Raw genomic sequence first — 14,027 nt, forward strand, 5'->3', positions numbered from 1 at the left:
AATGAAGCAACAAGTAAAAAAAGTTTTTTTAAATAAAAAAAGTCTAGCATTAGCTCTTAGTTTTTTTATACCCATTTTGATCATGGCGATGAGTTATTATCGATTAGGGATTTATCCAACAAGTGATCGAACGATTTTGGCAAGCGATGCGTTTGGTCAACTGGTTAATTTTTATTCTGGTTTTAACAATTTCCTCCATGGTGAGCAGTCGTTCTTTTATACATGGAATGGGTCATTGGGATTGAATTTCGTCTCATTGATGAGTTATTACATAAATAGTCTGTTCAGTTTTTTAGTGTTCTTTTTTGATAACCTTAACATGCCGGATGCAATGTATGTTATCTTACTGACAAAAATCGGTGTCATGGGTGTGACCTTTTGGATTTTTGCGCAACAGACATTCCGTCTCCCGCAATGGGTAAAGGTCTCATTAAGTGTTTATTATGCGTTGATGAGCTTTACTGTGGCTTATTCGATTATGTTGATGTGGATGGATGCGTTGATTTACCTTCCACTTGTTTTACTAGGCATTCAACGATTGATGGATAAACAAAAGCCTAGTTTATTATTTATAGTTTACTTTTTATTGTTTGTGTCAAATTATTATATGGCGTTCATGGTAGGGCTTTTTAGTTTTTGTTACTTCTTTGTTCGTGCACTGACAGACTGGTCTTTATATAAAAAAGCGGTGATTCCTTATTTCATCACATCAATTCTTGCTGGTGGTGCTTCGATGATCATTATTTTACCTTCTGTGATTGATTTACGAGCAAACGGAGAAAAACTAGATGCAGTCACGAGCTTTTTTACGAATGATTTAGGACCTTGGGATTTTATTGTCAAAAGTATGACTGGTGTTTATGATACATCAAAGTATGGTAGTGGACCATTTATTTCAATTGGACTGTTACCGTTGCTATTTTTTATTTTCTATTTTGTTAGTAAAAAAATCCCTCTGAAAAATAAGCTGTTATATGGAGGGCTCGTTCTATTTATGGTAATGAGTGTTTATATACAGCCCTTGAATCTGTTTTGGCAAGGACTTCATTCACCAAATATGTTTTTATTTCGATTTAGCTTTTTATACTCGAGCCTTATCTTGATTTTAGCTGGCTTTAGTTTAGAGAAGTTTGAGAAAAAAGAGTTGAATGTGCTTGGTAATTGTGCCTTGTCTATCATGGGGCTATTCATTCTAGCAGCGATCATATCCAATAAAAAAAGATATGGCTATATCACGCAAGAATCATTGATTCTAACAGTAGTGTTATTGATTGTTTACCTTCTTTTATTCGTATTAAAAGAAAAAGTAGACAAACATGTGTGGTTAGTGCCATGCTTGATTGTCGCTTGTGTCTGCGGTGAACTCTTTTTTAATACACAACAAATCATGGTTGGTATCAATAAAGAGTGGGGCTATACGAGCCGAGAACGTTATACAGATGGATATAAACAAATCGAGCCGCTTGTGAAAAAAGCCCAATCAAGAAATGATAGCTTTTATCGATTGGAAAATATTGATTCAATTAGTCGCACAGATAGTTTTAATTACAATTATTCTGGAGTCACCATGTTTTCTTCGATTCGTAATCGCCACACCTCTCAGTACTTAGACCGCTTAGGGTATCGATCTCCTGGAACCAATCTTACGATTCAATATCAAAATAATACCATTTTGATGGATGATCTATTAGGTGTGAAATACAATATAGCCAAAAATGCTCCAAATAAATATGGATTTAAAAAAATCGCAACCCAAGGGAATTATGCTCTATATGAAAATAAGAATGCTTTACCTTTAGGGATGTTAACGGATCAGGGCATTTTTCAGAAAAAAAACAATAATAACCAAACAGCATTGCTTCAGTATCTTTCTGAACAAAAAGAACCATTATTCCAATTTACTGGATTAAATGAAGTTTCTCGAAAAAATATGTTTATTCGGGAAGAAGGCGATTTTACTTATTTTTCAGAAGAAACCAATAATAATGAAGAAAAAAGTATCACTTGGGAGGTCAATATTCCTGAAAAAACCCAAGCCTATTTAACCTTAGACACTAGAGCATCTAACGGATTAGATGATGGTTCTGTAGAAGTTAGTGTTCCAGGTCATAAAACGAGCAGTGGTCTTGCCGCAACGGGTTCTTATTATACGATTGGCTACTATGAAAAAGCCGAAAAGGTCAAAGTAACAGCCAAGTTTACAGGTAGTTCTGTTGTAAAAGTGCTTCGTCCATCTGTTCTGATGCTAAAAACAGCAATTCTGGATCAAGAAATCGCGGCAATCAAACAAAAAGAAGTCGCTTTTGAAGTAAAAGGAAATCATGTACACGCGGAAGTTACAACTGAAAAAGAACAAGTAATTTTTACAACGATTCCGTATGATGCTGGTTGGCAGGCACAAGTTGATGGAAAACCAGTAGAAATCAAAGCAGTTCAGGATGCGCTGATTACTGTCAAAGTACCAAAAGGGACGCATACTGTTCAACTGAACTATTATCCCAAAGGCATGAAACTTGGCAGTTTCTTATGTTTTAGCAGTTTTTTATTGTTTATAGGATACGTTTATTGGTCCAAAAAAAGAGAGAAGGAGGTGGGAAGTCGATGAAAAAATTCAGTCTGGCACTGCTAACAGTTGTCATCAGTAGTTTGTTTCTAATAGGCTGCACCAAACAATTAGACGAAAAAAAAACACAGTTTAATGATGAAGGTGTTACCTATGAATTCCAACTACCTGGTGCTTGGAAAGCAGACCAAGAACCGAACAAAGAATATGGACTTCAAACCGCTTTTAGTGGAGAAGATACTAAAAGTAATTCTTATGTTTTTATTTCTACTATTCCGGTAAAAGATGTTGTGCAAAAAGGATTTGGAGAACAGACTAGAGAAAAACTCAAGGAACGCTATCGTTATAAAGAAGCAAAAGATATCTATATGAAAAAAATCACCATAGGAGAGGCACCAGCGTATAAATATACTTTAAATACAACGTTTAAAGAGAAAAGTGTCTGGGCCCATTTATACTACATCTGGACAGAACATGGCTTTGTTCAAGTGACGTTTTATTCCGCAGATGATAACGCATATAAGAAACGATCGGAACAAATAGATGCTTCTGTAGAGACCTTTAAAGAGCGTTCCTTTGATAAGTTAGAAGCTGAAAAAGAGCAAGCAGCGCAGGCAAAAGAAGCAGGGGATATTGTAACAATTGAAAATAAGGACATAAAAATGGAAACAACGGCCGTGCGTCAAGTAACAGGAGCAGAAGGGAAAAAAATGCTGGCGATTCGTTATACGTTTACCAACTTAGGATTAGAAACAGCACACCCTTCAGTCTGGCAGGAAGTTGTGACTGCGACTCAAAATGGTAAAACCTTATTAATAGGAAATTTACCACAAGAATCTGATTTATTAGACGTAAAAGAATTAGCTGCAACACAAACAAACACTGTAAATCTGGGAGAACAAATTGAAAGTGTTGTTTTGTACGAATTACAGGATAAAAGTCTTGTTGAATTGAATTTCTCACAAGAAGCTTTTCCAGGAAAAGAATCTGTTCGGGTGGTGGTACCAAAATGAGTCAAAAAAAGCGAAGTATGAGTCTAATGATTCTTGTTTTACTATTGATCTTGATAGGCTGCGGAAAAGCGGATCGTTATGCAGGATTCTCACAAGCAGAACATGCTCTTAGTTGGTCTAATGAACGAAACCGATCATTTGGCGATGCAGATTATTCAAAAATCGAAAAAGAAGCGAAGGCTTTTGATTTACTTCAAGATAAATACAACGTAGTGGTTCCAAACTACTATGAGACAACTAAACACACGCTTACCAAAGAATTAACCTCTAAAACAGTCAAACTTGGTGCTGTACAATATGCTATTTTTGCCAGAAATAAGGAACTGGAATTTCGGACTTTATATCCATTTTATCAAGGGGAAGAACTGCAAGTTTTTTCAGAAGTTATTTTGACCTATGCGTATTCAGTAGATCAAGCGCAAGCCTATTTAAAATCCCAGATCGTAACGATTAAAATTGCACCTATCAAAGGGACATTACCGAATGACAATCAAAGAGAATTGATCACAGCAATCGGAAAAAATATGAAACTACCAGATAAAAAACTTGAAACAGGTTTAGCTGGCTATGAGAAACGACTGAAGGAATCAGAAAATCCAATCACCGACGATTATTTACCAATCGTTTCAAATACAAGTGGTTTAGATAAAGAACAAGAATTTTTGAAAGAAATCGCAGCAGTCTATGACGAAGTAGGAACCTTTAGAGAACTTTATGCAGAGATTTCAGATCAAAAAAGCAAATAAGTGTCAAAAATAAATGTCATAAGGGAACTCAACTCGAATGATGATTATATAGTTTTATTGATAATTTAATTAAAGATAAAGAAATCAATTTTGATTATCTCTGTAAAAATTTGTCCAAGAGCGTAATCCATTATTATTGACTAAACGGGTATTCTTATATTTTAATAAAAATATCAACTGTAATACCATGTAACTAATAAGATATATTGGAGAGATGGATATGCTTATAGTAGGACTAGAAAAACTATTGGATTCAGAAACGAAAACCATACTAGAAATGTTGAAATTATTGCACAGAAGTAACGATCAGTGGATGCATCAAGAAGAAATTCAAAGTCGAGTGAATATTTCAAAACCGACGTTACTAAAATATATAGGAATTATCCAGAAAAATGACGATAAAAGTTTTTCCCTACAATATTCTCAATCTCAGGGAATACGCTTAGAAATCTATGATGAATTTTTATTTGGAGTATATTATAGAAGAAAAATCTTTGACATGTGGCCAACACAGTTAGTTTTTCAACTTTTGTTATATGGTAAAATAAGCAAATCAGATTTTTGTAGAGAGTTTTTTTTAAGTGAATCAACATTTGAAAAAAAAATAAGCGACATAAATATTTTGGCAAACCATTTTGGGATAATTATAAAAAGTCGACAAGGGACATATGAATTAGTAGGACCAGAACCACTGATTCGAAGAATATTGGAAGAGATTGTTTGGGAGATTTTCAAAGGTTACGAATGGCCTTTTGATTTAATTGATGAAAATAAAGTAAAAAGAGTCTTATCTAATCTTTTCAAAAACGAAAAAATTAAATTGTCGTCAAAACGAGTGTTAGAATATAGATTAGCGATACTATTAATAAGATTCAATAAGTCTTATTACTATAAAAATACCCAGCCTTTGTTTAATGAATTATTTAAAGGCAATGTTTTTTTCAACTTTATGAATCAACTATTTCAAAAAGAATATTTATTATCTGTTGATGAAGTAGCCTATTTTTCGCTCTCAATAATTGCGAATAGAAACTATAAAGCGACTAAAAATTTTAATAAAACTGATATGTTTAAAATAAATAATTTGTTTAAGAACTATTTTTCTGAGTATGTTACGAATTTTAGCGATACAGAAATAGAAGAACTAAATTACTTTCTGCTTTCGTCTCATGTGTATTGTTTGTTGTATATTAATACAAATCATATTTACCAACGGAAAGAATCTAAATTTGCATCAAATCCTAAGGTGGAAAGTCTTTTGGAAAACTATTTAAACTATTTTCACAAAAATAGTAATGGTATTTTTAAAGAAAATGCACAGTTCCTTTTTTATAAATATCAACAGATTATCATGAATATGTTCCCTCCAGAAGCAATATATCCTTTAAAAGTGATCGCGGTTAATACAGATATGAATATGCTTGAAGAAAAGAAGTTTATTCATTTTTTAACGAAAACATTAAATGTATATTCTAATGTTTTTGTAGATAGTATTCAGAATATGGAGGTCAAAGATATAGATCTATTGATCTATACGAATAAAGATACATTTTATACGGATATACCTAATAGTATATATATTGACCGATATTCTTATCTCGATACATTACCAAGTTGGTTAACTTCTGTATTCGAGGTAATCTTTAGACAAACAGATTAAATTAGTTGTAATTTTCTATTAGCAAGAAAAATTAAGGAGACCAGCATGCCTAAATACGTAAAATTTTTTATATTATTTATCACCAGTGTTTTAGTCCTAACAATTTTCCTTCTTTTTATTTCACCTAGTCCATTTTTAAATGTAGTAAAAACTAGAACGCCTAAGCTTCCTGGATACACTCCGCCCCATAACTTTTCGCAACTTAAAAATGATAGTTATACTGAAAAAAATATATCATATAATTCAAGCTTTACTAATAATAAATACGATATATATATTCCTAAAAGAAAATCCAATCCTCCGATAGTCGTATTTTTCCATGGAGGTGGGTTTATTACTGGAGATAAGAACATGGCTAAATATTTTGGGCCAACATTGGCAGCTGAAGGATATGCGGTTATATCCGTCAATTATGAACTAGCTCCTAAATCAACTTTAGATGATCAAATTCTACAAGCAACTGATTTTATTAATGATCTTCCAACTATCGCGGATAAATTCAAATTAGACAATAATAATATCTTTTTATCTGGATCATCTGCTGGTGGGTATCTTGCAGCGCAATTAGGTACAGCTAGGTATAATAAAACGTATAACAAAATAGATAAACAAACGATTGATGATGAGATCAAGATAAAAGGACTAATTCTGTATAGTGCCCCTTATAAGTTATCCTTTATTCAAGATTATCCAGTCGATAATTGGTTATTTAAATTGAGCGTTTTTGAAATGGGCTGGGCTTTAACTGGTGAGCGTTTTTGGAAAAATGATCCTAAATTAGGCGACAAATACAATCTTGAACCATATATTACAACTCAATTTCCTCCTGTATTCATAACAGACGGAAATAAAAAGACCTTTACGCAACAAGCAAAAGAGTATGAAGAGGCGTTGAAAAAACACAGGGTTGATACTACTAGCCTGTTCTTTCCGGATACACGTGATGTCAACCATGGATACCAGATGAATATGCGTACACCGGAATCAGAAGAGGCCTTGTCAAAAACATTATCTTTCTTGGAAAAATGGACGCAATAAGACGCTCAAAAAAATGATTTAATAGAATAGGTAAATAAAAAGTACATGATGTGATTTCATGTACTTTTTTTATTGACTTTAAACATGATAATGTGTCTAATGGAAGTGAGTGGTTGAATGCTTCAGCTAGAAAGAGAAGTAAGTAAAACGATCTCTTTATTTGGTGGAAGGAGAAGGTCTTGAATCGTTGATAACGTTAACTTTACTTGTTTTAGCGTTTATGAAACTTCTTACACAAGCTATGTAAGTTTGAGACCAGTTAAGGCGTGTATAGGATACAGCGATTGACTAAACAAAATAATAAACAAAGGAATGAATAAAAGTGCTAAGAACCGATCATATATCGTTTCAATTAGAAGAAAAATTGATTGTAAATGAGATTACAATTAATTTCGAAAAAGGCAGTCATACAACAATTACTGGACCTTCTGGCAGTGGAAAAAGTACCTTTCTTAAATTACTGGCTTCTTTGTTGTCACCAACTAAAGGAGCCATTATTTTCAACAACCAAAACATTACAGAACTTGCACCTGAAAATTACCGTATGCAAGTCTCATACTGTTTCCAACAACCATCTTTATTTGGTGAAACGGTTCGGGATAATTTTATGTTCCCGTATGAAGTGCGCAAAAAGGACTTTCAAGAAAACCATGTACTAGAGTTACTAGAAGAAGTAAAACTACCTGAAAGCTATCTCGACAAAAAAATCACTGAATTGTCAGGTGGAGAAAAGCAGCGTATTGCGTTGATTCGTAATGTGATATTTCTACCAGAAGTTCTACTTTTAGACGAGGTTACCGCTGGTCTAGATGAAGAAAGTAAACAAATCGTCAATCAATGGCTGTTGAAGTTGAATCAAGAAAAAAATGTGACCTTGATTCGTGTGACTCATGACACAGAAGAAATTGCGCAATCAACAATCATTAAAAAAATCGTAGCAGGAAGATTGGAGGAGGACAAATGAACTTAGCCGTGAATGATCTTTCATTATTATTTGCTGGAATGTTGGTCATTGTTGCCTTACTAATCAGCTATAAAGAAAAACTAGGGTTTACGAAGGATATTATTATTAGTGTGTGTCGCGCAATCATTCAATTAGTTTTAGTTGGCTATCTGTTGAAGTATGTGTTTCAAGTAGATAATGCGCTTTTGACAGTTGTGATGGCAGGGATCATCATCATTAATGCCGCATTAAATGCGGGGAAACGTAGTAATCATCTGAAAAATAGTTTTTTGATTTCTTTGTTAGCGATCTTTTGCAGTACCGGTGTGACGATTGGTGTCCTGGTTTTATCAGGTGCAATTCGTTTTATTCCTTCACAAATTATTCCAATCAGCGGGATGATCGCAAGCAATTCCATGATCGCGATTGGGTTATGTTATCGGAATATGGATAGTTTGTTTCATGACCAACGACAAGCGGTTCTTGAAAAACTTGCTTTAGGGGCAGATGTCAAACTAGCCTCACGTTCAATCGTTAGAGCGAGCATCCGAACAGGGATGGCGCCGACAATCGATTCTGCGAAAACGGTTGGTATTGTTAGTTTGCCAGGGATGATGTCAGGGTTGATTTTTGCTGGTGTGGATCCTGTTCATGCGATAAAGTATCAAATCATGGTGACATTTATGCTATTATCTGCAACAAGTATTGGTTCTGTTATTGCGACTTATCTAGCGTATAAACAGTATTATAATGAGAGAAAACAATTGATTATTTAGTAAACTTTCTAAAAGATAAGATGACATCCATCTTATCTTTTTTTATATACTTTGCAATTAAAAGTATAGACATTTGTTGAGGTTCGCTTTATAATAATAGTGAATACGATGAGTGAAAAATGATTCGATGAAAGAGGGATAGCGATGCAAAGAACATTTAAAGAAGATTTCTGGTGGGGAGCCGCTACATCAGGTCCACAAAGTGAAGGTCGTTTTAATAAAAAACATGCGAATATGTTTGATTATTGGTATGAAATCGAGCCAACTGACTTTTACGATCAAGTGGGTCCAGATGTAACCTCAAATTTTTACAATAGTTTCAAAGAAGATATTGCTTTGATGAAAGAAATTGGCTTAAATAGCGTTCGTACCTCGATTCAATGGAGTCGCTTAATCGATGATTTGGAGCTTGGAACAGTTAACGAAGATGCGGTTCGTTTTTATAACGAAGTGATTGACACATTTTTAGAAGCTGGTATTCGACCTGTAATGAACTTACATCATTTTGACTTACCTGTTGAGCTGTATCATAAATACGGTGGTTGGGAATCCAAACATGTGGTGGATTTGTATGTGAAATTCGCTGAAAAATGTTTTGAATTATTTGGTGATCGTGTGAAAGACTGGTTTACACATAATGAACCAATTGTAGTTGTTGAAGGTGAATACTTACACCAATTCCATTATCCAAAAATAGTGGATGGTAAAAAAGCGGTGCAAGTAGCCTACAATCTAAATCTGGCATCAGCTAAAGCGATTCAAGCATTTAGAAAATTAGGACTCCAAAATGATGGTGGCAGAATCGGAATCATTTTAAACTTAACACCGACATATCCCGCTTCTGATAATCCAGAAGATTTAGCGGCGGCCAATATTGCGGAATTATTTAACAATCGTATGTTTTTAGATACGGCTGTTCATGGTGAATTTCCACAAGAGTTAGTTGATTTATTTATCAAAGATGGTGTCCTTTGGGAAAGTACATCAGAAGAATTAGCGGTGATCAAAGAAAATACGATCGATGTTCTAGGGGTTAATTTCTATCATCCAAATCGTGTAAAAGCGCCAGATATTGCACCCAATAGTGTGGGCGAGTGGCTTCCAAATCGTTATTTTGATGAGTACAATATGCCGGGACGTCGTATGAATATTGACCGAGGTTGGGAAATTTATCCTAAAGCATTGTATGATATTGCTATCAATATTCGTGATAATTACAATAATATTCCATGGTTTGTCTCTGAAAATGGAATGGGGATTTCTGGCGAGGAACGCTTTATGAACGAAGACGGAGTAGTTGAAGATGATTATCGGATTGATTTTATTCGAGAACATTTAGAATGGGTTCATCAAGGGATTGAAGAGGGTTCAAATTGTTTTGGCTACCATTTATGGACACCGATCGATTGTTGGTCATGGGCAAATGCATATAAGAATCGCTATGGCTTTATCTCTACAAATATCCATACACAAATCAAAACGATCAAAAAATCAGGGCATTGGTTTAAAACCGTTGCTCAAACAAATACAGTAACAGATAAATAAAATGAAAAATGTGGCGTAAAACTGAAAATCAGTTTTGCGTCACATTTTTTTCTAACTATGCGTAATCAACATTTAAAATAGAATAGCTTCGTTGATCATACCGATTTCGACTACAAGAAAACTCAATAGGACGTCCATTTTTTGAATAGACAACTTGCTGCACTTCAAGAACTGGATCATCTTTTTTACACTTTAGATATTGTTGATCGTATTTATCAGATTTATCTGCCTGAATATTTCGATAAGCTCCTGCAAAATCAAGCGATAATTGTTCCTTAATATAGGTATAAATCGATTCTTTCAGAATATCCGTTGTTAAACCAGGTACTAGATCACAAGGCATGTAGGTATGTTCCAAAATAAAAGGCTCGTTTTCCAGAATTCTAAGACGGATGATTTTATAAACTGGTTGTTCTTCAGAAATAGCTAATCGTTCTTGGACTTCTTTTGAAGGGAATTCAACTTCAAACAAAATGACCTCGCTTTTTAACTCTTTATGGCGATCATGCATTTGTTTGCTAAGACCATCATATTCATTGGCAGGTGAAGTATCTTTATCCCAAAAAGACCGATTCAATACTTTGGTTCCAGAACCACGTTGAGAGTATAAAAGACCTTCCATGACTAAAATCCCGATTGCTTTTTTGACAGTCATTCGACTTACGTTGAATTCTTTTACTAAGTCGGTTTGGTTAGGAATCAAGGTATCTGTTTTGTAAATATTATTTTTTATTCGTTCACGCAAGGTATCTGCGATTTCTTCATATTTTGGCTTCATATCGTTACAACCTCCTCTTCTGTATTGTAACTGATTATGAATGTATAGACAATTAAAGAAAAAGAAAGTGCAGTTAAATCGCACTTTCTTTTTCTTTGTCTAATAAGCGTAAGAATGGGTACCAAATCAAACCAACAAGGATTAAATCGACAAGTTGTAAAATACCACCTAAGATGGAATTTGTTGCTAACATGCCGCTAAAGAAAATCGGAACAGTCCATGGAACGGATACACCAGTTGGCGGCGGCACAATGCCTGCTGCCATAACAAGATAATTAAGCACCGTAACGATCAATGGCGCTAATACCCAAGGAATTAGGATCGTTGCATTCAAAACGATTGGCAATCCGAAAATAACAGGCTCATTTACGTTAAAAATTCCAGGTGCTAGACTTAAACGACCAATATCTCGATATTGCTTTTTCTTCATGACAAACGCCATGATCAAAATAACTGCGAGTGTCATACCAGAACCGCCAAGTCCGACAGTAAAGGTTTCCATAAATGGTTTTGTAATGATGTGTGGTAATTTTTCTCCTGCTTTATAGGCATCTAAGTTTTCTAACATCAAGGTATTCCAAATAGGGTCCATTACGGAATTGACGATGATTTGACCATGTAACCCGAAGAACCATAGGAATTGAACAAAGAATAAGGCAATCAATGTTGCAGGTAAACTACTACCTAAACCAACTAACGGTTTTTGAATGACTTCGTAAATAACATCATGCAGATTTGTATTGAATAAACCTGTCACGATCGCATTGATAAATAGAAAAACAGATAACGTTAAAATAGCAGGAATCAACGCAGCAAATGACTTAGCAACAGCAGGTGGGACACCATCAGGCATTTTTATTTGCCAGCCTTTTTTGGTAATTCTACAATAAATTTCACCAGCAAGAAAGGCAGCGATCATTCCGATAAACATGCCCTTAGCACCTAAACGATCTAAAGATAAAACCCCAGAAACTTCTGTGCCGTCTTCAAGCGTCATCATAAAAGGAGTTAAAAGAAGAAAACTAGCAAACGAAACAGCTCCGCCAAAAATCCCCTCGACATCATAGGATTTAGATAAATAATAGCCAATACCAAATGTAACAAAAACAGCCATGATGCTCATTGTGGCATTTTGACCGTTACCAAATAGTGAAGATAAGGTTCCTTTAGTTGCATCACTAAAAAAAGGTAAGTTATTGATTACAACGACGATTGATCCAAACATAGTTAATGGAAAAGATAACATAAACGCATCTCTTAGAACAGAGAGATAGCGGTTTTGACCAAGCTTATTTGCAAGCGGCATGATCTTTTCTCCAAGAGAATCCATAAAGCCATTCATACTAATCAGTCCTTTATATTCTATTTGTAATCGATTACAAAAGTTAATATACCACTTTATTTATATAATGTCTATACTTTTGTATTTAATGATTGTATATATTTTTTTGGAAGTAAAAAAAGAGCAAACCAGCAAGGGTTTGCTCTAAACTTGAGTTATTCAAATCAAATAGGAATGTTTCGGTTTCTAAATACTAGCGCCGCCGCCACCAGAAGAACCGCCTCCTCCAGAGAAGCCACCTCCACCGCCGAAGCCGCTGCCTCCACTTGAAGAGCCACCGCCAAAACCGCCGCCGCCCCAATACCAAGGACCACTTCCACGGCCACCGCGACCACCACGTCCTCCACCAAAAAGAAGGAAAGGCAAGAGAATAAGAAGTACAAAGAAAATACTGAAGAACCCTTCTCCATCAGAATCGTCATCTGAGGAAACTTGGTCTATCTCATCATCTGACAAGGCATTTTTATCGGCTGGATAGTCATAATGTTTATCAATCAAAGTAGTAACTGCGTTAAATGTGTATTGCAGTCCTTTGTTGACTGAAGCATCATTACTTGATTTTAAATCGTCTTTAGCATGTTGCAAAATATTTCCAGCAACGCTATCGGTGATGACATCTTCTAAACCGTAACCGACTTCGATCCGAACATTTCGCTCACCATTATTGAGGGCGTAAAGGATCAAAACACCATTATCCTCTTTTTGATTTCCGATTTTCCATTTTTGAAAAAGATCGGGTGCATAACTATCGACACTATCACCTTCAGTCGAATCAATCACAGCTAAAACAACTTGAGGAGCTTCTGACTTTTCTTTATAAAGCTCACCTTTTCGTTCAACTAAATTTTTAGTTGTCTCATCCAAGATTCTTGGTTGATCTAAATAAAAATGATCTGGTGAAGCGGGTAATTCAGCATATGCTGGTACTTGAAAACTGACGAAAAAGGTGACAAGGAAAAATAATACGCTAGGCAATAAACCTCGTCTAAAAAGTTTCATCGATCATCACTTCCCACTAGAAGTACTAGTAGAATTATCAAAATTCACAGAAGGTACAGTGCTAGCTGTTGGATCAGCTTTAAAGTAATCCTTCTTACCTAGACCCATCATATTTGCAAAGATATTTTTAGGGAAAGAAACCACTTGTTCGTTGTATTCTTTTACAACATCATTGTAACGTTTACGTTCAACTGAAATGCGGTTTTCTGTTCCTTCTAATTGAGTCATTAACGTTTGGACATTGTCATTTGATTTTAGTTCTGGATAATTTTCATTGATGACATTGATCAAAGTACCTACAGATTGATCCAACTCTTGGCTGGCTTTGATTTTATCTGAATCATTGTTTGCAGATCCGTATGCTTCACGGGCTTTAGCAATATCACCAAAGACTTTTTGTTCTTGTTGCATACTACCTTTAACACTGTTGACTAAGTTAGGAACCAGGTCTGCTCTACGTTGCATCACGTTTTCTACTTGGCTCCATTGTGACTCAACTGATTGTTCTTTCTTCGCTAATCCGTTGTATTGACTGATTCCGAAAACGCCTATTAACACAATGACGATCACAGCAATCAAGCCAAATTTTGTTTTGTTGTTTTTCATAAATTTCTCCTCCTAAAA

Annotated in this window: 12 protein-coding genes; 8 read left to right on the forward strand and 4 right to left on the reverse strand. The window is 34.9% G+C overall.

The annotated features are described in order from the left end of the window. The first annotated feature begins 1 nt into the window (after position 1). From I580_RS15250 to I580_RS15285, 8 genes are all read left to right on the forward strand, one after another. Positions 2–2,605, forward strand: coding sequence for a YfhO family protein (locus I580_RS15250; protein WP_010770793.1), 2,604 nt, complete (start codon positions 2–4; stop codon positions 2,603–2,605). Continuing rightward, positions 2,602–3,576, forward strand: coding sequence for a DUF5067 domain-containing protein (locus I580_RS15255; RefSeq protein WP_010770794.1), 975 nt, complete (start codon positions 2,602–2,604; stop codon positions 3,574–3,576). The genes I580_RS15250 and I580_RS15255 overlap by 4 nt, the downstream gene beginning before the upstream one ends. Continuing rightward, the gene (locus I580_RS15260; RefSeq protein ID WP_010770795.1) at positions 3,573–4,322 is read left to right on the forward strand and encodes a hypothetical protein; all 750 of its coding nucleotides are present in this window, start codon (positions 3,573–3,575) and stop codon (positions 4,320–4,322) included. The genes I580_RS15255 and I580_RS15260 overlap by 4 nt, the downstream gene beginning before the upstream one ends. A 220-nt stretch (positions 4,323–4,542) precedes the next feature. Continuing rightward, positions 4,543–5,982 carry a helix-turn-helix domain-containing protein gene (locus I580_RS15265; protein ID WP_010770796.1) on the forward strand — a complete coding sequence of 480 codons (1,440 nt, stop codon included), beginning with the start codon at positions 4,543–4,545 and terminating at the stop codon, positions 5,980–5,982. Between the two features lie 45 nt (positions 5,983–6,027). Beyond that, positions 6,028–7,020, forward strand: coding sequence for an alpha/beta hydrolase (locus I580_RS15270; protein WP_010770797.1), 993 nt, complete (start codon positions 6,028–6,030; stop codon positions 7,018–7,020). A gap of 322 nt (positions 7,021–7,342) precedes the next feature. Then, positions 7,343–7,984 (forward strand): ABC transporter ATP-binding protein, encoded by a 642-nt coding sequence (locus I580_RS15275; RefSeq protein ID WP_010770798.1) that lies wholly within the window; start codon positions 7,343–7,345, stop codon positions 7,982–7,984. Continuing rightward, positions 7,981–8,739, forward strand: coding sequence for an ABC transporter permease (locus I580_RS15280; RefSeq protein WP_010770799.1), 759 nt, complete (start codon positions 7,981–7,983; stop codon positions 8,737–8,739). Before I580_RS15275 ends, I580_RS15280 begins: the two co-directional genes overlap by 4 nt. Positions 8,740–8,883: 144 nt before the next feature. Further along, a complete protein-coding gene (locus tag I580_RS15285; RefSeq protein WP_010770800.1) occupies positions 8,884–10,284 on the forward strand; it encodes a glycoside hydrolase family 1 protein in 1,401 nt (466 codons plus the stop codon). 55 nt (positions 10,285–10,339) lie between these two features. Here I580_RS15285 and I580_RS15290 read toward each other — a convergent pair whose 3' ends face one another. From I580_RS15290 to I580_RS15305, 4 genes are all read right to left on the reverse strand, one after another. Further along, the gene (locus tag I580_RS15290; protein WP_010770801.1) at positions 10,340–11,062 is read right to left on the reverse strand and encodes a GntR family transcriptional regulator; all 723 of its coding nucleotides are present in this window, start codon (positions 11,060–11,062) and stop codon (positions 10,340–10,342) included. A 73-nt stretch (positions 11,063–11,135) separates the two neighbouring features. Then, on the reverse strand, positions 11,136–12,404 hold the full coding sequence (gene celB, locus I580_RS15295; protein WP_010770802.1) for a PTS cellobiose transporter subunit IIC: 1,269 nt from the start codon (positions 12,402–12,404) through the stop codon (positions 11,136–11,138). A 186-nt stretch (positions 12,405–12,590) separates the two neighbouring features. Further along, positions 12,591–13,403 (reverse strand): TPM domain-containing protein, encoded by an 813-nt coding sequence (locus tag I580_RS15300; RefSeq protein WP_010770803.1) that lies wholly within the window; start codon positions 13,401–13,403, stop codon positions 12,591–12,593. A gap of 6 nt (positions 13,404–13,409) precedes the next feature. Further along, on the reverse strand, positions 13,410–14,009 hold the full coding sequence (locus I580_RS15305; RefSeq protein ID WP_010770804.1) for a LemA family protein: 600 nt from the start codon (positions 14,007–14,009) through the stop codon (positions 13,410–13,412). Positions 14,010–14,027: the final 18 nt, after the last annotated feature.

This window comes from Enterococcus caccae ATCC BAA-1240 (assembly GCF_000407145.1).
Lineage (GTDB): Bacteria > Bacillota > Bacilli > Lactobacillales > Enterococcaceae > Enterococcus_L > Enterococcus_L caccae.